We start from the raw sequence: 20,851 nt of genomic DNA, 5'->3' as shown, positions 1-20,851 counted from the left end.
ATGGAAGGTGTACAGGCGATAAAGCAACGTTTTGAAATAATTGGTAATGATCCCAAACTCAATCGCGCCCTGGAAAAAGCCATACAGGTAGCGCCTACGGATATTTCCGTTTTGGTCACAGGCGAAAGTGGGGTGGGAAAGGAAGCTGTCCCAAAAATTATTCACTCTTTATCACATAGAAAACATGCAAAATATATTGCTGTAAACTGCGGGGCAATTCCGGAGGGCACCATAGATAGTGAGTTATTTGGTCATGAAAAAGGGGCCTTCACCGGCGCAACGCAAACAAGAAGAGGTTATTTTGAAGTTGCAGATGGTGGTACTATTTTTTTAGATGAAGTAGGAGAACTTCCCCTCACCACTCAAGTAAGATTGCTCAGGGTTTTGGAAAATGGCGAATTTCTAAAAGTAGGGTCTTCTCAGGTGCAAAAAACAAATGTTCGTATTGTTGCTGCAACCAATATGAATATAACTGATGCTATAAAGAAAGGAAAATTCAGAGAAGATTTATATTACAGATTGAGTACTGTGGAAATTAATATTCCACCCCTGAGAGAACGGCGTGAGGATGTTCATTTACTGTTTAGAAAATTTGCATCAGATTTTGGCCAGAAATACAAAATGCCAACAATTAGATTGCAGAGCGATGCCATTCAATTGCTTACCAAATACCGATGGCCCGGAAATATCCGACAATTAAGAAATGTTGCTGAACAAATATCCGTTTTAGAAGGAGAAAGAAGCATTAGCTTATCCACCCTGAATGCCTATTTGCCCAATGCCAACGATTCCAATCTTCCGGCTGTAATTGGAACAGGAAAGAAAGAAACCGACTTTAGTAATGAAAGGGAAATTCTGTACAAGGTCTTATTTGATATGAAAGGAGATCTTAATGATCTTAAAAAACTTACCCTGGAATTGCTGCAAAACAATGATTTATCTAAAGTTCAGGCAGAAAATGAAAACCTGATCCGCAAGATTTATGGCACGAATGGAGAGCATATTAAGGAGGAAGAAACTAAAGCATTAAAAGTGTTACCTCTCCCTGAAGCCAGCTTAGAATCAAGACCTGAAGCGCCTCAGGAAGATAAATATGATTTTGCAGAGGAAATAGAAGAGGAAGAAACACTTTCTTTACAGGAAAAAGAAATTGAATTAATCCGTAAATCCCTGGAAAGAAATAGAGGCAAAAGAAAAGCAGCAGCTGCAGAGTTGGGCATTTCGGAAAGAACATTGTACAGAAAGATTAAACAATATGATTTATAACTTAAATTTGAACATATATCTTGAAAAAAGCTATTAACGGTATACTTAGTATTTCTTTTGCTTTATTATTGCATGGATGCGGAGCCTATAATTTTACCGGTGGCGATGTAGGATCGGCAACATCATTTCAAGTAAATTATTTTCAGAATTACGCAACTCAAAATCCCGGATCTACTTTTGAACCTGGTTTGGACAGGGATTTTACACTGGCATTGCAGGATCTTATCCTAAACCAGACCAACCTGGAATTACGGAATTCCGATGCAGATTTAATATATGAAGGAGAAATTGTACAATTCAGGATTTCTCCAATGACAGCAACTGCGGAACAGCGGGCTGCTCAAAACAGATTGACCATGGGTGTTAATGTTCGATTTTTTAATCGAACCAAAGAAGATGTAGATTTTGAACAATCGTTTTCTTTCTTTTATGATTACGATGCAAATGCACAGTTCTCAACAGTAAGAGATGAAGCACTTACCGCCATTTTTGAAAGGATAACACAGGATATATTTAATGCATCATTGGCAGATTGGTAGAAAAAATTTCAAATTAATGAGTAACCCAAGTTTTAAATACTCATTTTTTAGGCGAATTAATTAATATGAATGTAGCAGATTTTACTTTCTTATTGCAGCATCCTGAAAAGGTATTGGAACCTGTTCAGACAAACCAATTGGAAGATATCCTCAAGGAGTACCCATACTTTCAGTCTGCAAGGGCACTTCATTTAAAAGGATTAAAAAATCTAAATAGTTTTAAGTACAACAATGCATTAAAGGTAACGGCTGCGCACACTGCGGACAGGGATATCCTTTTTGATTTCATTACAAATGAAGAATTTCTTCAAAATTCAATCGCGGATACCATTTCAGGTAAAACATTACCTTTAGAAGAACAAGAGATCTTATCTGAAGAAGTTGAACCAAACCCAGATGCTGACACGCATTTAATAGATGATTCTAAGGATCATCCTTTACCACAAAACATTAAGGATGCAGACAATATCCTTGATCCTTCGCTTTTCGCTTCAAAAGATCCTGAAGTAGACAAGGATTTAGCAGCCATAAAAAAAGCTAAAGAAGAATTGGAATTAGGCAAGCCCCTACCCTTTACAAAAAGAGAAAAACATTCCTTTGGAGAATGGTTACAACTCACCTCTTTTAAATCTATAAAAAGAGAAAAAAAAGAATCTGAAACTGAGGAAATAAAAGACATCCCATTTCCCCTGGAAGAAAATCTCCAGAAAAAGAAAAATTTTGAATTAATAGATCGGTTTATAGAAAACAAACCGAAGATTGTTCCATCGGAAAATCTCTCTTCAGACATTAACATTAAGGAATCGACAAAGTTTGACAAAAATGAGTTGATGACCGAAACGCTAGCAAAGGTTTATTTGGAGCAGAAAAAGTTCAAAAAAGCCATTCAAGCATACAAGATTTTAAGTTTGAAATATCCGGAAAAAAGTAGTTTCTTTGCAAACCGAATAAAAGCAGTGCGAAAGCTACAGCAAGAAAACACAAAATAAATGAGCACATTTTCAATCTTCCTGGTCCTTATAATAGTAGTGTGTCTGCTATTGATATTGGTTATTATGGTCCAAAATCCTAAAGGAGGCGGATTATCATCTTCTTTTGGCGGAGGAGGCACCCAAATTGTTGGAGGCGTCAAAAAAACCGGAGATTTCCTGGATAAAAGTACGTGGACATTAGCAACACTTTTAATAGTTCTTATCCTATTGTCCAATGTAGCACTTAAAGGAAATTTTGGGGAGGCAGAATCAAAATTACTTCAAGGCGGTGATGATATTGAAAATGTAGTTCCGGAAACTGTTCCTGAGGAAGTGCCAGAACAGGTGCCTGCAACTGAAAGAGCTAATCCCACAGATTCAGTTAACTAGTTTACTGCAATGAAAAATATTTAAATGCCAGCATAAATGACAAGCTGGCATTTTTATTTCAACAAAATGTCAGTTTTTAAGTAATGGCATAATTTCTGTCAACTAGAAGAAGAAAATTATAAACTAAAAACTAAGTAATATGGCTAAAGTAAAAATTAAACCACTTGCAGACAGGGTCCTGATTGAGCCTATGGCAGCGGAAACCAAGACGGCATCAGGGATTTATATTCCGGACACCGCCAAAGAAAAACCACAAAAAGGTAAAGTAGTGGCAGTTGGCCCGGGAACCAAAGATGAGCAAGTAACTGTAAAAGTCGGAGACACCGTACTTTATGGCAAATATGCCGGAACAGAATTGAAACTTGAAGGATCTGATTATCTAATGATGCGTGAAAGCGACATTTTAGCAATTATTTAATAACCAAAATTACGAATAGAAAATGGCAAAAGATATAAAGTTTGATATTGAAGCAAGGGATGGTCTGAGAAGAGGTGTAGACGCCCTGGCGAATGCAGTAAAAGTGACATTAGGGCCCAAAGGTAGAAATGTAATTATTAGTAAATCATTTGGTGCCCCCATTGTAACTAAAGATGGTGTTACAGTGGCTAAAGAAATTGAATTAGAAGACGCTCTCGAAGATATGGGAGCGCAAATGGTGAAAGAGGTTGCTTCTAAAACCAATGATCTGGCTGGTGACGGAACTACAACAGCAACCGTATTAGCTCAGGCAATTGTTAAAGAAGGCCTTAAAAATGTTGCCGCAGGTGCTAATCCGATGGATCTGAAAAGAGGCATTGATAAAGCCGTTGAAGCAATTGTTGAAAACCTGACTAAACAAGCGAAAAAAGTAGGAGATTCATCCGAAAAAATTAAGCAGGTTGCTACAATATCCTCCAACAATGACGAAAACATTGGCGAGCTTATTGCACAGGCTTTCGGCAAAGTAGGTAAGGAAGGTGTGATCACTGTTGAAGAAGCCAAGGGCACAGACACTTATGTGGATGTTGTGGAAGGGATGCAGTTCGACAGGGGATATCTATCGCCATACTTTGTAACTGATTCAGACAAAATGATTGCCAACCTTGAAAATCCTTACATCTTGTTGTTCGATAAAAAGATCTCAACAATGAAGGACCTGTTGCCCGTTCTGGAACCGGTTGCACAATCGGGAAAACCATTATTGATAATTGCGGAAGATGTAGATGGTGAAGCATTGGCTACATTGGTGGTGAATAAATTAAGAGGATCTCTGAAAATTGCAGCAGTAAAAGCGCCAGGTTTCGGAGACAGGAGAAAAGCCATGTTAGAGGATATAGCGATCCTAACCAGCGGTACTGTGATATCTGAAGAAAGAGGTTTTTCACTTGAAAATACTACATTAGACATGCTTGGTTCCTGTGAAAAAGTGACCATTGATAAGGATAACACAACCATTGTCAACGGAACCGGAGCAGCAAAGACCATAAAGACCAGGGTTAATCAAATTAAATCTCAGATAGAGACCACTACTTCCGATTATGACAAAGAAAAGCTTCAGGAACGTTTGGCCAAATTGGCTGGCGGAGTAGCAGTACTTTATGTTGGTGCAGCCTCTGAAGTAGAGATGAAGGAGAAGAAAGATAGAGTAGATGATGCCCTCCATGCTACAAGAGCAGCTGTTGAAGAAGGTATTGTAGCCGGTGGTGGTGTTGCATTTATCAGAACAAAATCAGTACTGTCTAAGGTAAGCGTAGAAAATTCAGATGAAGAAACCGGCTTACAAATAGTTGCCAGGGCTATTGAATCTCCATTGCGTACAATAGTTGAAAACGCAGGTGGTGAAGGTTCTGTAGTTGTTGCTAAAGTATATGACGGTAAGGGCGATTTTGGTTATGATGCCAAAACTGAAACTTATGTGAATATGCTTGAAGCCGGAATCATTGACCCTAAAAAGGTTACAAGAATTGCATTGGAAAATGCAGCTTCCGTTGCAGGTATGATCCTGACAACTGAATGTGCATTAACAGACATCAAAGAAGATACGCCTCCTGCAGGACCACCAATGGGTGGCGGGGGAATGCCTGGAATGATGTAAGCATCCAATAGTTCATATAAAACCGCTCTTTAAGAAGAGCGGTTTTTTTATTCCTGAATGGTCTTAATTACTATATATTTCAGTGTTGTAAAAAGCCGGTATGGAAAACCAGTATCCCATAAATGCCGGGGAAGACCTTAATCGTTCTCCATTACGCGGACCGGACACAGCCTCTCCAAATATATTCCATTGGTTATTTTCACTATCCCGCAAAATAACATCAGAACCATCAAACACATATTCAAAATCCAAACTACCTGTATTGGAATCCAGCTCGAATGAGACCATAAAATTTTCATTCCCGACTATAAGGTGTTCAATACCCTTAAAAGAATCCCGTACAATATTTTCCGTCGTAAGATCTAAAAAACGATAGGTTTTGGCATCTGCTCCATCCACTATGGCAAGCACGCGTTCTTTTAAAGGCAATCTGTTATCTTTCTCTACCGGGAATAAAAAGAAATCGTTGCTAGTCTTATAGTCAAAATAAGGGTATATCCCATATGTTCTTGAGAAACCGGTATTTGAACTTAGTACTTTAGTAGAAGGATACATGGCTTTCCATGTCTTCCAGTCAGTTTCTACCAGGGAGATTAATTCTACAGTTTCACCAATAAGCTGGCCATTTACGGATTCGTTTAATATTTGCGACCAATTGCTTTGCGTTTCCCTGTCAAAGGGGATCAGGTTTGTATTATAAAGCAATCCTGAGACCCCAAAAGTGGTTTCTTTCCCATTTATTACCCTATTCCAACCAATTCCTGTTCCGGTTAAAGGACAGTAAGTAACAGCCACGGAAACATCACCCACATTATCATTAATTATTTCATGCCAATCCAGTACCAGGTGCTGATATGCCCTAATATCATCACCATTCTTGTATCCCAGGACCAAATCGTTATCTAAGAGTAGAAAATCATCCTCGACCGTAACAAATCCGGGATTCTCAAGCGCAGGGATCCCATCGCGGCCAGGACCCCCATCAAATACATCTGCAATAGGTATACTCCATTCAGAGGACTCAGTTGGATTTTGATTAACAGGATCTGTATTCGGATCCTGATCCTGGGTGTTGGATGAACTGCACGAGACCTGAAATATCACAGCGCAAATAGTTAACAATACGATCTTTTTCATAGCTATATGTTTATTGTTGTGTTTTTGTTATTCAGCTTAAAATATAACCCGGCTGTAAATCTGGTTGTGGGAGTTAATTGAGTTCCATCAACATAACTATAAATGGGTAATTCTAAACGAAGGGTTAGCAAAAGGCTGGTAATAATATGAACACTTAATTCCGGTCTGATAAAAACCCATTCACCACCGGTATTTGGGAGGTTTAAATCATTTATTTTATCGTTGGAGGCGTTTCTGTATTTAAATATTAGTCCCGGATTAAAAATAGTATTAAAAAGCAGAAATTGATCAGTGTACCCTACATTGGCCTGAACTACATTTCCAAATTCGTAGGTAGAAGTATTATTTAAATATGAATTATTAACACCCGTAAACCTATAAGTGAAGTTACCGGAAAAAGTGGCCGATGGTCTAAAATCAAATGCTTTTGAGGCCGAAAACCAACCCAAACCATCCCAGGCGCCGCTACCTGGCTGCAGGTCTGCCGTTAAAGTAATCCCATCCTCATTAGTGAAATCTGACTTCCCCAGGGGTGCTTTAATTCCAAGACCTAAATTAATTACGCTTTTTGTCCCGAATACTTCGGGGAAGGCATACTTTGCCAAAAGTAATGCATCTCCAATACCAGCGGTTTCTGTAAAATTCTCATTTCCAAACTGAGTAATCGTTCTGGTCTGATTTACCCAACTAAAAAGGGCTTCCAGTGCAAATCTGTCTGTAATGGAATACCCTAAACTTAACAAAAGAGAATTTGTTATCCTTTGCCGGGAATCATCATTCAATTTGTCATTACCGGCGTAGAGGGTATTTAAATTATTGTGGTCATAGTTCAGTCCAAACTGCCATATCCCTTTTTGTTCTATAGGCAATCCTAAATTGTTGGATAAAGGTACGCCGCCCGAACAACAGGTTTGCGATACCATAGGAGAACTAAGGAGAATAAAACTTATAATAAGGATAGATCGTAAAAGCATTCTTTTTCATCTGCACATATTTAGTGTGATGAAATCTATTTTCCTTACAACACTCATATTTCCTTTAGTATTAAATCAGGATATCATAAATAGAATATTTACAAACCGTTAGTTTCTAGTTATGATTCTCATGACCTGTCGTTACTTTTTCGGCTTTATCATTCATCATAGATTTTTTTCCTTTGAGTTGGGCTGAAGCATCTACGGTAAACGTTCCATTAACAACAATTTCTTCGCCGTTGACTAAGCCCGACAACACTATATACCCCTCAGTGATAAGATCGCCAATAAAAATTTCTCGCATCTCAAAAGTTGGATTTTCCGGGTCAGTCTTGACATAGACCACCGAGCGTTCCCCCGTCCACAAAACAGCACTTTCGGGGATAACAATCATCTCATTTTTCATTTTCGATACAACCTCCAACGTGCCGGCAACGAACATCCCGGGTTTTAATTGGCCTTTTGTATTTTGTAAAACTGCTCTTACCTCTATTGTCCTTGTCCCGGAATCCAATACTGAACCTATAAAGGAAATTTTAGCATCGAACTTAGTATCTGGATAGGCCTTGGTGACAATGTCAATTTTTTGGCCTTCCTTTAACAGCGAGACCTGATTTTCATAGGCATCAAAAACCGCCCATACAGAACTTAAATTAGCGATTTTAAACATAGGTGATCCTTGTTCTACATAGTCACCCGCTTTTACCATAATTTCAGTTACTGTTCCGGAGACATTGGCATAAACCGGGAAGTTTTCCCTAACCATACCTGAATTCTCTATCTGCCGTATTTGATCTTCAGAGAGTTTCCAAAGTTTAAGCTTGTTACGCACAGCTTTATACAATGCAGGCTGCGATTCTTTCAAACTGGCAGCTGTAATCAATTCCTGTTGTGCGGATACAAGATCTGGAGAATATATTGTGGCCAGTTTCTGCCCTCTTCTGACTTCCTCCCCTTCAAAATTAACAAATAGCTTTTCTATCCGTCCGGCAAAGTAAGAAGCTTGTGTTTCAAGAGCTTTTTCGTTCTCTTTTATTTTTCCGGAAAGTTTAAGGGTATTATCTCCCGAATCACCCAGACCAACTTTGGTAGTTCGAATATTGGCCAAGGCCATAGCATTCTTAGTCAGTTTAAACTCACCTATTGCCAAACCATTCACTTCGGATTCAGCCGGAATCAAATCCATTCCACAAATTGGACAGGCCCCAGGTTCGGGTTGCATAACTTGTGGATCCATTGAACATGTCCACATTTGGCCTTGTATCATTTCCTGACTATGGTCATGCTCTTCGGCTACACTTTCATTTGAGCTATTACCAAAAATCAGGTATCCGACCAACATACCACCGATAACTGCTAATCCGATATAAAAAATATTTTTTTTCATAATACAGAAATTTACATTTTTGTCTTTTTATTGATGGTTCCTTTTAAAGTTGAACCAATAGGGACCTCCCTTGTCTTAAATTGTGATTATCTTATTTTATATATTATTTTCTTTTGAACCATTAGTTTAATCTATCATTGTATTTCTTAATCTGAGTGAGTTGGCTATTACAGAAACAGAACTAAAACTCATGGCCGCAGCAGCTATCATCGGAGAAAGCAATATCCCGAAAAAGGGATAAAGAACCCCGGCAGCAATGGGTACGCCCAAAGTGTTATAAATAAGGGCAAAGAATAGATTTTGCTTGATATTTTTCATCACTGCATCGCTCAGGTTTCTTGCTTTTACAATACCGTGCAAATCCCCCTTTACCAAGGTAATCGCTGCGCTCTCGATGGCTACATCGGTACCGGTTCCCATGGCAATGCCCACATCACTTTTTGCCAAAGCCGGAGCGTCATTGATGCCATCGCCGGCCATGGCGACCACTTTTCCGCTTTCCTGAAGTTTTTCGACTTCCCTGAGCTTGTCTTCCGGTAACATTCCCGACTTGAAATCGGAGAGGTTCAGTTCGCTGGCCACGGCTTGTGCGGTATCGTAATTATCGCCCGTAAGCATGACCACATCGATACCTTTTTCCCGTAACTCCATGATGGCCTTGGCACTTGTTTTTTTGATTTTGTCCCCAATGACCATATAGCCCGAAACCGTTCCGTCAATGGCGAGATACGAAACCGTCTTTCCCTGTTTTTGATAGCTTTTGGCCTCCTCCTTCATTTCCGATGAAATGGTCGCATTGGCATAGTCCATCATTTTAAGATTGCCTAAATCCAATTTTTTACGATCGACTTTTCCTTCTACACCTTTACCGGTTACCGCACTGAATCCATAGACCTTTTTGATTTCCTTATTTTGTTTCTTTCCATAGCTTACGGTCGCTTCCGCAAGAGGATGCTCACTATTGTTGTTTAATGAGACGATATACTGCAATATTTCTTCTTCCGAATAGGTGTTACCGAAAGCACCTATCTTTTCTACAGCGGGTTTTCCTTCGGTAATGGTTCCCGTTTTGTCTACAATAAGCGTATTGACCTTATCCATTTTCTCCAAGGCCTCGGCGTTCTTGATGAGCACACCGTTCTGTGCACCCTTGCCGACACCGACCATTACAGACATCGGTGTTGCCAATCCCAGGGCACAGGGGCAAGCAATGATAAGTACCGCGATGGCGTTGACCAAAGCAAAGACGTAGGCCTGATCAGGGGCCCAAACAGCCCAGATTATAAATGTAATTATCGCAATCAGCACTACTATGGGCACGAAATATGCGGATACCGTATCGGCCAAGTTTTGGATGGGAGCGCGGCTGCGGCTGGCATCGTTTACCATATGGATGATTTGTGCGAGCAACGTGTCCGAACCTACTTTCTCGGCCTTCATCAGAAAAGACTGGTTCCCATTTATGGTTCCACTACTGATTTTATCATCTACGGATTTGTTGACCGGAATAGGCTCGCCAGTAATCATCGATTCATCCACGGACGTGCTCCCCTCAGTCACTATGCCATCCACAGGAATTTTGTCCCCCGGCTTTACCTTTAGGATGTCGCCCAATGCGATTTTATCTATAGAGACTTCCACTTCTTCGCCATCGACAATCTTAATGGCTTTGTTGGGGGCTAGTTTCAGCAGTTCCTTTACCGCCGAGTTGGTCTTGCTGTGTGCACGGGCTTCCAATAGTTGTCCTAGCAGCACCAAGGTCAGAATAACGGTGGCCGCCTCGAAATAGACATGGACCGCCCCCGATTCCGTCTTGAACTCCGAAGGGAATATATCCGGAAACAGCATACCGACCACGCTGTAAAGCCAAGCCACGCCCGCACCGATTCCGATAAGCGTAAACATATTGAGATTCCATGTTTTGATACTACGGTAGGCCCGTTCAAAGAACATCCATGTTGCATAAAACACAACAGGAATGGATAGGGCAAACTGGATCCAGTTCCAATATTTCTGCTCCATCATATCATATAATGGATTATTTGTTATCATTTCACTCATCGCGATCAGGAAGATGGGCAATGTGAACGCAGCGGCAACCCGGAACTTCTTAAGTAATTTTTTATAGGTCTTCTCCTCTGCGGAAAGGTCGGGTTGCATTGGCACCAAATCCATACCACATATTGGGCAGCTTCCTGGCTCGTCCTCAACAACTTCGGGATGCATCGGGCATGTCCATTGTTCGGATGATGAAACGGACAGATTTTGTTCCTCGACCAAATCCATTCCGCATACGGGACAATCGCCCGGTTTGTCATAGGTTTTGTCGCCTTCGCAATGCATCGGACAATAGAAGGTTCCTGAACCGTTCCTATTAGGCGCATCTTTCTTTTTCATTTGTTGTTCGTGCTGATGCTCTCCACTTTGATGGATGGTGTATCGACCGCCATCATTCTTTAAAACTTCCTGAAATTTCTCGATGGGAATATGTTTATCCATCTCAATGGTAGCTTCTGCTTGTTCCAAATCCACCGATATTTGGGTCACACCTTCCACTTCGGAAAGTGTTTTCTCCACATGGCTTCGACAGCCGTTGCAGGTCATTCCGTGTATGTGATAGGTGTGTTGCAAATTTTATTAATTAATGATTTCAGTAACTTTTCCACATTTCAGCATCTTGTCACCGTAATACGGATTTCTAATTTCTTCAACATTGGAAATCCAATACCCGCCTTTTCCTTCAAAAGCCATCGGGCAATACTGCTTATAGATCTCACCATCAGAAATAGATTCTTTGAACAATGATTCCACCTCTGTTGTCAACTGGGAAAACAACTTCCTTTGTTCTTCAATGTCATTGGATTCTGCCATGGCCATGCCCAAAGACTTCATCTCATTCCTTTCCACGGTCAAACTTTGAACAAGATTTCCGGCAGCAAGATTCACTTCTTCGGCATTAGAATTTACCAGAGCTATTCGGATCTGCTGGTAAACATTGAATACCTTTCCGATCATTTCATCCGAAAAGGAAGCTTCGACGATTACAGGAGTGCTAGCTTTATTAGTTTCAAGTTCTTCTTGTTTACTTATTTTGTTAATTTCCTTGTTCTTCGCATCCCCGCATGAAGCCAAAGCAATAAGTAAGAGAGTCGAGATCGTTAGTGTTACATTTCGTTTCATTATTTTTTTGATTTAAAATTGATAATTAGTTAATTGTAATTTCTATTGATTAGTGAGGTAGTTAATTATTGCTGTTTGAACATAATAATCTTTTACCGCGTCTATTAGTTTCATCTGGAAGCGCAATTGCAGCTCCTGGATATCAAGTACATCGTTAAAATCTATAGTTCCTGTTTCATAACTTTTTATAAGGATTTCTTCGGCATCTTCGGCCCGTTCCAAATTCTTTAGTTGCGTTCTGCGTTTGATATAAGAGGCTTCCTTATTATTAAGTGCTTCACTCAAAATGGTTTCTAACAGATTTCTACGATTGGCCTTTTGAGAATTTATTTCCTCTTGCCTAAGTTCATTCTGAACGGATCTCGATTTATAATTGTTATTAAAAATAGGAATGGACAAGGATACCATTGGCATAAGAATATCTTTCCCATTATCGCTAAAGTCCAAACCCGGTCTTTTCGCCACAGGTATATAGTCCAGTCCAAATCCAATATTGGGATTCCCCTCCTTTTGATTCAAAACTTCAGAATGTGTTACGGACTCATAAAGTCTGTCATATTTTTCCAATTCCGGATGCAACTCTAATTGATTCATTCCTATTTCAATGGGCTCAAATATTGCCAGGTCATCCACTACCGCGATAGAAGCATTTTCATCCCTATTCAAAAGATTATTAAACTGCGTTTGGACTGCCTGAAATTCTTGCTCCAGGATTAAGTTATCTTCCATCAGTTCATTCTGTCTTATTTGGAGTCGAAGAACATCAACTGCTGATGCGCCACCAACCTCGACAGAGGTCAAGGCCAACTTTTCATAGGTTTTCAGAAGCTGGATATTTTCCTCCAATACTAGTTGCTTTTCCTTAATGGCGTATAGTTTATAATAAGACTGTGATACCGATAGCCGTAATTTTCTTTTAATAATCACAATATCCAAATAATCGACTTCGGCTAAGGAACTTGCATAGTTTTCTCGTAATGTAATGGTTCCAAACCAGGGAAGCATTTGTTTAATTGAAAACCGTGCTTTTTGAGCACCGGTTCTCGTTTCAGGTTCGCTTACAAATACACCTGCACTTAATTCAGTCCTTGGCAGGACATCCGATTCTTCAATCCTTTCCTTTGAGATATTGTATCTCAGTTCAAATGCCTGCACTTCGGGATTGTTGTTTTCTGCCTCCAGAATATAAGACTCCAGGGTCTGAGCTTTTACAGCTGTAACCATCAATAATCCTATTATTATAGTCGTTATATTTTTCATGCATTTATTTTTTTAAGTTGCCACTCGCTTTTCCAACTATACAATACCGGAACCACCAAAAGGGTAATAAGGGCAAACAACATACCCCCAAATGAGGGTATTGCCATGGGAATCATAATATCGCTTCCCCTTCCTGTAGATGTCAGTATCGGCAATAAGGCCAGAATGGTAGTTGCCGTGGTCATCAAACAAGGACGTATCCGTTTTTCTCCTGCCTCCACTACCGATGCCCTAACGGTTTCAACGGTTTTAGGCTTGTTCCTCTCAAATGTTTGTGTTAGGTAAGTGGCCATAACAACACCATCATCTGTAGCTATTCCAAACAGGGCAATAAATCCTACCCAAACTGCTACACTGAGATTAATAGTATGGATCTGAAAGAGATCCCTTAAATTTTCACCAAAGAAATTAAAATTCAGAAACCAATCCTGTCCATAACACCAGATCAATAAAAATCCTCCGGCAAACGCCACTGTAATTCCGGAAAAGACCATCAGCGAAGTTGTTACTGAACGGAACTGGAAATACAGAATTAAAAAGATGACTAGTATTGACATTGGCACAACTATAGATAAAGTTTTTTCGGCCCGTAACTGATTTTCATAGGTCCCCGTAAACTGAAAGTTGATGCCTTTGGGAACTACCAATTCACCGCTATCAATTTTTTGATGGATAAGAGCCTGGGCATTCTCTACCACATTGACTTCTGCAAAACCATCTAACTTATCGAAGAGGACATATCCGACCAAAAAGGTATCCTCGCTTTTGATAACCTGAGGACCTTTTTCATAACGAATGTTCACCAGTTCGCTCAAAGGAACAGGTCTGCCTTTAGCCACCGGAACATAAATATTCTTAATGTCCATTGGATTTTCCCGAAGCTCCCTTGGGTAGCGTACTCTAACCCCATAGCGTTCCCTACCCTCAACGGTCTGAGTTAATATCATCCCACCCACAGCCACTTCCAACACCTGTTGAACATCTTCAACCTGGATACCATATCTAACTAAAGCCTCTCTATCAATATCAATCAGCAAATAAGGTTTCCCAACTATCCTATCTGCGAATACGGCTTCATCCTTAACCCCTTTCACATCTTTCAGAATATTTTCCAATTCGATGCCAAAGGCTTCTATTTGACCTAAATCCTGACCCTTGACCTTGATACCCATAGGAGCGCGCATTCCCGTCTGGAGCATGACCAACCTTGTTTCTATGGGTTGTAGTTTGGGGGCCGAAGTAACCCCTGGCAAATTTGTTACACGGATAATTTCCTTCCAAATGTCATTTGGGGAATTAATTTCCGGACGCCAATTTCGATAATAATCTCCATTTGGGTCTGGCACCAAATTATTTTTACCTATTTCCGAGAATTCTTTGATCTCTGTTTCCTTGTAAGTATCCGTATTTTCGTCGAGTACTGTATTTGGGTTTAAAGTAAAATTGCCATCTTTTAATAGAAATAATCCGTTTTCATTTACTTTAAAACGTTGCCGTTTACCAGTTTTGTTAAGCATGTATTCAGGTTTGTACTGTATCAAATTTTCGTACATTGATAAGGGCGCCGGATCGAGTGCGGATTCCGTTCTTCCTGCCTTACCAATAACCGTTTCTATTTCAGGTATGCTGGCTACGGCCATATCCAATTGTTGCAAGACCCTTTTATTTTCAGCAACTCCAGCATGCGGCAGGGATGTTGGCATCAACAAAAATGATCCTTCATTTAAAGAGGGCATAAATTCCTTGCCTGTATTTTGCATGATGAGTACTCCAAAGAATACAATTACTGCTGGCACCGACAGGAATAATACTTTGTTAGAAAGGGCCCAAATCAAAATTTTGGAGTAATATTTACGAAATGTTATGAATACTGCCATAAGTCCAAAACAGATAAGTGCTACGAACAGTAAATTCCAGAAAATATTCCTGTCCCACCCTAAAGGCCGCCAATATTCGGCAAGAAGAAAAATGATAACCAAAATGGAGATGACAATATTGATGAGATTTGCCCTTTTATCTGTTAACGAGAAGCCTTTGAACAAGTGCGAACCCAGTTCTGGGTTCTTTAAAAGTCCTACTATTCCAAATGCGACTAAAACCAAGCCTGTCCAGTATCCAAAACCTATAGCCAGAATCCCCAGAAATGCAATAATTCCGTTTGTTAAATAGCTCAATATATTTTTATTGCTTTTCTTTCTAAAGAGAAATGCGGCAAAAGGGGGTATGAAGAATAAAGCGATAATTATGGACGCAGTCAGGGCAAAGGTTTTGGTAAATGCTAAAGGACGGAACAGTTTTCCTTCTGCCCCTATCATTGTAAATACGGGAATGAAACTGATAATGGTAGTCATGACTGCTGTAACTATAGCACCGGAAACCTCTGCTGTTGCATTATAAACAACTCTGTTTATTGGTTGTCTATCTCCATTTTCTTCTAGATGTCGGATAATATTCTCGGAGAGGATGACACCCACATCTACCATTGTACCAATTGCTATCGCAATTCCTGAAAGCGCCACTATATTGGCATCCACATCAAAAAATTTCATAGCAATAAAAACCATCAAAACCGCTACAGGCAATAATCCTGATATGAGAATAGAAGCTCGTAGGTTGAATACCATGATAACAATAACCAAAATAGTTATCAGTATTTCCAGAGTCAATGCTTCATTTAAAGTTCCCAAGGTTTCTTCTATGAGTTCTGTACGGTCATAAAAAGGAACAACTGTTAATTGGGAATTGCGTCCGTCACTTAATTGTTTAGATGGCAGTCCTGAACTTAGCTCTTTGATTTTTTCCTTTACGTTGTTAATGACTTCAAGTGGGTTCGCTCCATATCTGGCTACCACGACGCCGCCCACAACTTCTGCGCCTTCCTTATCGAGAATACCACGCCGAACAGCAGGGCCTAATGATACATTGGCAATATCCTTTATACGAATCGAAGTGAAATCCTCGGAAGTTACTACAGCATTTTTGATGTCATCCAAAGATTTCACATAGCCAAGGCCTCTAACCAAATATTCAGCCTGATTGATTTCCAAAGTTTGTGCCCCAATATCACGATTACTTTTTTTAACTGCATTGACCACATGATGAAGACTTATATTATATTGCCTCATCAATTCGGGATTAACGTCAATCTGATATTCCTGCACAAAACCACCCACAGAAGCTACTTCGGAAACACCACCGGCTGAGGAAAGGGCATATTTTACATAGTAATCCTGAATACTCCGCAATTCCTGTAAATCCCAGCCACCTGTAACGTTTCCATCATCATCCCTGCCTTCCAGTGTGTACCAAAAAATCTGTCCTAAACCTGTTGCATCTGGCCCCAAGGCAGGATTTACCCCATTCGGCAGTAAATTAGTGGGCAGGGAGTTTAGTTTTTCAAGGATTCGACTGCGGCTCCAATAAAATTCTACATCTTCTTCAAATATGATGTAGATACTCGAAAATCCAAACATTGAGGAACTTCGTATTGTTCTTACTCCAGGTATACCCAAAAGAGAAGTTGTCAATGGATAGGAAATTTGGTTTTCAATATCCTGCGGAGAACGACCAGGCCATTTGGTAAAAACGATCTGTTGGTTCTCTCCAATTTCTGGAATAGCATCTACGGCTACAGGATTGCTTGGCAAAAAGCCCGTGTCCCAGTTGAAAGGTGAATTTACAATGCCCAGTCCTACAAAAAAGATAAGAAGCAGAACGGCAACCAGTTTATTATTTATAAGATAATTAATGCTTTTGTTTAGCATGTGAATTGATTATTAAACAGTTAGAAACTAGCGTTGATCAAAAAACTATATCAACACATTAAGCCCAGTTTACAGTTTTAACTGTCGGGCTTTAATTTCAATGTTTAAAAATCAAATAAGAAAGGTCTGATCCAGAATCTGAATGTCCCTGATCAGGGGCGGTGGTGAATACTCGTTAAAGGAATTCGTGTCTTTATCAACTCCTTTAAATAAGTTTATATAGGAGTAAAAGAATGCAGTAACAAAAATCTGTTGCTCAAAGGTCAATTGATCGATGGAGATTTTCAGATCATCCTGGCCTTCCATTACAATTTCTAAATCGGTACAGCAATCCATTGACATTTCCATAAAAGAATTGTCATGATCCATTTGAGACTGATTTGCTTCCATTGCACATCCTTCAGCGGCTTCAAAGAAACTATAATCTACCAACAGATCCCCACAATAATGCATATCTACCGTAAAAGAGAGGGTAGAGAATAAGACCATAAGAGCCATGCAAAAAGATGCTATTTGACGTAAAATTTCCTTCATCTGTATAACAAAACTACTAAAATTTGTCTTTTATTGTATTGATTAACATAAGTTTAAAATATAATTTTGCTTAATTCGCAATCATATAGAGGTAAGATTTATCATAATTTGTACCATTGAAATTTCCAATTTGAATACTTTTACAAAAAAGAAATATGCTGAACGAATTACGCCCCAATATCCTATCTATTCTAAACGCCAGGGCCGAAGCAAATGACAAGTTGCAGGAAATCTGTGATTTGTTACAAGAAAATATTTCTTACTATGACTGGGTTGGTTTTTACTTTCAAAATGGAAATAAAAAAGAATTAAAACTTGGCCCTTATGCCGGTGAGCCTACAGACCATACGATAATCCCTTTTGGAAAAGGAATTTGTGGACAGGTTGCCCTAAGCAATGAGAACTTTGTTGTACCCGATGTTAAAGCCCAGGACAATTATATTGCCTGTAGTATTAATGTTAAGGCAGAAATTGTTGTTCCTCTATTTGTAAATGGCAAGAATGTGGGTCAAATTGATATAGATTCCAATACTCCAAATGCATTTAGCAGCGATGATGAAGACTTTTTGGAATTCGTCAATAAAGAAGTGGCAAAGATTCTTTAAAACTTTAGTCTTTTTGTTAATAACACATTTCCTTTTGTAGCCTCAAAAAAATTACATTTGTGACTTACACGAGTTCTATTTAAGCACCAAATAATGAGCACAACAAAAAAAATAAAATCGGCGTTAATTTCTGTATTTCACAAAGACGGACTTGAACCCATTGTAAGGAAATTAGATGAACTGGGAATTTCAATATATTCCACAGGAGGTACTGAAAGATTTATACGGGAATTAGGAATCGAGGTGATCCCTGTTGAGGAGGTGACCAGCTATCCCTCCATATTGGGCGGCAGAGTCAAAACCTTGCACCCTAAGGTATTTGGGGGTATCTTGAACCGCCAGGATAATGAAGGAGACGTTGCCCAATTAGAGGAATACGATATTCCTCAGCTAGACGTCATTATTGTAGATCTGTATCCCTTTGAAAAAACTGTAGCCAGTAGTGCCTCTGAACAGGATATTATTGAAAAAATTGATATTGGCGGAATCTCCCTTATACGAGCGGCCGCTAAAAATTACAAAGATGTATTATGTGTTTCTTCCATGGAAGATTACAATGAGTTTTTGGAATTACTTAACAGTTCTGAAGGATCCAGCACACAAGAAGACAGAAGACATTTTGCCACAAAAGCATTTAATGTTTCCTCCCATTATGATACTGCCATCTTCAATTATTTTAATAAGGATCATAAAAGTACCGCTTTAAAGATTAGTGAAACCAGAGCGAAGGTTTTGCGGTATGGTGAAAATCCGCACCAAAAAGGATTCTTTTTTGGAGATTTTGACGCCATGTTTACCAAATTGCATGGTAAGGAATTATCTTATAATAATTTATTGGATGTTGATGCTGCTTTGAATCTAATCAACGAATTCAAAGACGATGATCCAACTTTCGCGATTCTTAAACACAATAATGCCTGCGGTCTAGCCACAAGAAAGACTATACACCAGGCCTATGTTGACGCTTTGGCTGGAGATCCTGTTTCCGCTTTTGGAGGAATATTGATCAGTAATACAAAAATTGATGCCCCCACAGCTAATGAAATTCATAATTTATTTTGTGAGGTGGTAATAGCCCCAAGTTATGACGATGAGGCACTTACTGCATTAAAAGGCAAAAAGAATAGGATAATACTGATTCAAAAAGAAACATCCCTCCCTGAAACAATTGTCCGGACCTGCTTAAATGGCTTTCTGCTTCAGGATAAAGATTTTAAGACCGATACACTTGGTAATCTGGAATATGTAACCACAAAGAAACCAAGCCAGGATGAATTAGATGACCTCATTTTTGCATCTAAACTATGTAAACATACCAAATCCAATACAATTGTATTGGCCAAGAACAAACAATTATGCGCAAGTGGTACCGGACAAACCTCAAGGGTAGATGCTTTAAACCAGGCCATACACAAAGCCAAATCCTTCAATTTTGAACTGGAGGGGGCGGTAATGGCAAGTGATGCATTTTTCCCATTTCCTGATTGCGTGGAGATTGCAGGCACAAATGGTATTAAAAGTGTTATTCAACCAGGAGGTTCAATCAAGGACCAATTAAGCATTGATTATTGTAATGAAAATGGAATGGCAATGGTAATGACAGGGACGCGTCATTTTAAGCATTAATTTTACTACTTTTGTCGATGAAATTCACCTTTTAAACCGAAACTAAAGCGAATGGGATTTTTTGATTTCTTAACTGAAGAAATAGCTATAGACCTGGGTACTGCAAACACCCTTATTATTCATGCAGACAAGGTAGTTGTTGATAGTCCGTCTATTGTAGCAAGAGACAGGATTACTGGTAAAATAATTGCCGTGGGTAAGGAAGCAAATATGATGCAGGGGAAGACCCATGAAAATATCAAAACAATCCGACCTCTGAAAGATGGGGTAATTGCCGATTTTGATGCTTCTGAAAAAATGATCAATATGTTCATTAAGAACATACCTGCGCTTAAGAAAAAATGGTTTCCTCCTGCTTTACGGATGGTAATTTGTATTCCTTCGGGCATTACAGAAGTTGAAATGCGTGCTGTAAAGGAATCAGCAGAACGCGTGAATGGAAAAGAGGTATACCTTATTCATGAACCTATGGCCGCAGCTATAGGTATTGGCTTGGATATCATGCAACCTAAAGGTAATATGATTGTGGATATTGGTGGTGGGACTACCGAAATAGCCGTAATTGCTTTAGGAGGTATTGTTTGTGATAAATCTGTAAAAATTGCAGGGGATGTTTTTACGAATGACATCATCTATTATATGCGCACACAACATAACCTATATGTAGGAGAAAGCACTGCCGAAAATATAAAAATACAGATAGGGTCTGCTACTGAAGACCTTCAGTCTCCTCCTGATGAAATGTCTGTGCAAGGCCGGGATTTGCTTACCGGTAAGCCTAAGCAGGTTTCTATTTCATTTAGAGAAATTGCTAAAGCCCTGGACAAATCTATTCTAAGGGTGGAAGATGCGGTAATGGAAACTTTATCGCAAACTCCTCCGGAACTCGCCGCGGATATTTATAATACGGGAATATACCTTGCAGGTGGTGGATCCATGCTGAGAGGATTGGACAGAAGGTTATCCCAAAAGACCGACCTGCCTGTTTATATAGCAGAAGATCCTTTGAGGGCAGTGGTTAGAGGAACAGGTATTGCGCTTAAAAACCTGGAGCGCTATAAAAGTATTCTTATTAAATAACCCGAATTCGAGGTGGATTTAAGTTAATACTTAGTATCCCATATTGAACACTTAATATTACAA

16 protein-coding genes and 1 pseudogene are annotated in these 20,851 nt (G+C 39.5%); 9 read left to right on the top strand and 8 right to left on the bottom strand.

Annotation, left to right across the window (positions count from 1 at the left end; all coding sequences use genetic code 11):
- From Q0X77_RS05440 to groL, 6 genes are all read left to right on the top strand, one after another.
- Complete coding sequence (locus Q0X77_RS05440; protein ID WP_297794195.1) at window positions 1–1,266, top strand: sigma-54 dependent transcriptional regulator; 1,266 nt, start codon at window positions 1–3, stop codon at window positions 1,264–1,266.
- A 20-nt stretch (window positions 1,267–1,286) separates the two neighbouring features.
- Complete coding sequence (locus Q0X77_RS05435) at window positions 1,287–1,805, top strand: LptE family protein (RefSeq protein WP_297794192.1); 519 nt, start codon at window positions 1,287–1,289, stop codon at window positions 1,803–1,805.
- Between the two features lie 65 nt (window positions 1,806–1,870).
- On the top strand, window positions 1,871–2,794 hold the full coding sequence (locus Q0X77_RS05430) for a hypothetical protein (RefSeq protein ID WP_297794189.1): 924 nt from the start codon (window positions 1,871–1,873) through the stop codon (window positions 2,792–2,794).
- Entirely contained in the window at window positions 2,795–3,166 is a 372-nt protein-coding gene (gene secG / locus Q0X77_RS05425; RefSeq protein ID WP_297794186.1) for a preprotein translocase subunit SecG, read from the top strand.
- 139 nt (window positions 3,167–3,305) lie between these two features.
- Window positions 3,306–3,584: a co-chaperone GroES gene (locus Q0X77_RS05420; RefSeq protein WP_297794183.1), complete on the top strand. Its 279-nt coding sequence runs from the start codon at window positions 3,306–3,308 to the stop codon at window positions 3,582–3,584.
- A 22-nt stretch (window positions 3,585–3,606) separates the two neighbouring features.
- Window positions 3,607–5,241, top strand: coding sequence for a chaperonin GroEL (gene groL, locus Q0X77_RS05415; protein ID WP_297794180.1), 1,635 nt, complete (start codon window positions 3,607–3,609; stop codon window positions 5,239–5,241).
- A gap of 63 nt (window positions 5,242–5,304) precedes the next feature.
- On the opposite strand, the gene Q0X77_RS05410 is transcribed toward groL, so the two are convergent.
- The 8 genes and pseudogenes from Q0X77_RS05410 to Q0X77_RS05375 all read right to left on the bottom strand — a co-directional run bounded on the left by Q0X77_RS05410 (window position 5,305) and on the right by Q0X77_RS05375 (window position 17,477).
- Window positions 5,305–6,378, bottom strand: coding sequence for a DUF3179 domain-containing protein (locus Q0X77_RS05410; RefSeq protein WP_297794177.1), 1,074 nt, complete (start codon window positions 6,376–6,378; stop codon window positions 5,305–5,307).
- Window positions 6,379–6,380: 2 nt separating this feature from the next.
- Complete coding sequence (locus Q0X77_RS05405; protein ID WP_297794174.1) at window positions 6,381–7,352, bottom strand: hypothetical protein; 972 nt, start codon at window positions 7,350–7,352, stop codon at window positions 6,381–6,383.
- A gap of 160 nt (window positions 7,353–7,512) precedes the next feature.
- Window positions 7,513–8,739: pseudogene (locus Q0X77_RS05400) on the bottom strand (efflux RND transporter periplasmic adaptor subunit); the annotation flags it as partial.
- A 126-nt stretch (window positions 8,740–8,865) separates the two neighbouring features.
- A complete protein-coding gene (locus tag Q0X77_RS05395; protein WP_297794171.1) occupies window positions 8,866–11,370 on the bottom strand; it encodes a heavy metal translocating P-type ATPase in 2,505 nt (834 codons plus the stop codon).
- 6 nt (window positions 11,371–11,376) lie between these two features.
- A complete protein-coding gene (locus Q0X77_RS05390) occupies window positions 11,377–11,919 on the bottom strand; it encodes a DUF3347 domain-containing protein (RefSeq protein WP_297794169.1) in 543 nt (180 codons plus the stop codon).
- 42 nt (window positions 11,920–11,961) lie between these two features.
- A complete protein-coding gene (locus tag Q0X77_RS05385) occupies window positions 11,962–13,179 on the bottom strand; it encodes a TolC family protein (protein ID WP_297794165.1) in 1,218 nt (405 codons plus the stop codon).
- Entirely contained in the window at window positions 13,176–16,943 is a 3,768-nt protein-coding gene (locus tag Q0X77_RS05380; protein ID WP_297794162.1) for an efflux RND transporter permease subunit, read from the bottom strand. Before Q0X77_RS05380 ends, Q0X77_RS05385 begins: the two co-directional genes overlap by 4 nt.
- Before the next feature lie 111 nt (window positions 16,944–17,054).
- Window positions 17,055–17,477 carry a hypothetical protein gene (locus tag Q0X77_RS05375; RefSeq protein WP_297794159.1) on the bottom strand — a complete coding sequence of 141 codons (423 nt, stop codon included), beginning with the start codon at window positions 17,475–17,477 and terminating at the stop codon, window positions 17,055–17,057.
- 155 nt (window positions 17,478–17,632) lie between these two features.
- Between Q0X77_RS05375 and Q0X77_RS05370 the strand changes: the two genes are divergently transcribed.
- The 3 genes from Q0X77_RS05370 (at window position 17,633) to Q0X77_RS05360 (ending at window position 20,788) form a co-directional block, all read left to right on the top strand.
- Window positions 17,633–18,082 carry a GAF domain-containing protein gene (locus Q0X77_RS05370; RefSeq protein ID WP_297794155.1) on the top strand — a complete coding sequence of 150 codons (450 nt, stop codon included), beginning with the start codon at window positions 17,633–17,635 and terminating at the stop codon, window positions 18,080–18,082.
- 93 nt (window positions 18,083–18,175) lie between these two features.
- Window positions 18,176–19,708 (top strand): bifunctional phosphoribosylaminoimidazolecarboxamide formyltransferase/IMP cyclohydrolase, encoded by a 1,533-nt coding sequence (purH, locus tag Q0X77_RS05365; protein ID WP_297794152.1) that lies wholly within the window; start codon window positions 18,176–18,178, stop codon window positions 19,706–19,708.
- Between the two features lie 51 nt (window positions 19,709–19,759).
- A complete protein-coding gene (locus Q0X77_RS05360) occupies window positions 19,760–20,788 on the top strand; it encodes a rod shape-determining protein (protein WP_161435855.1) in 1,029 nt (342 codons plus the stop codon).
- Window positions 20,789–20,851 lie beyond the last annotated feature (63 nt).

Origin of the sequence: uncultured Eudoraea sp. (genome assembly GCF_947258925.1) — a bacterium.
GTDB lineage: Bacteria > Bacteroidota > Bacteroidia > Flavobacteriales > Flavobacteriaceae > Eudoraea.
The sequence above is the reverse complement of the archived record's forward strand: the minus strand, read 5'-3'. Positions and strand labels throughout refer to the sequence as shown.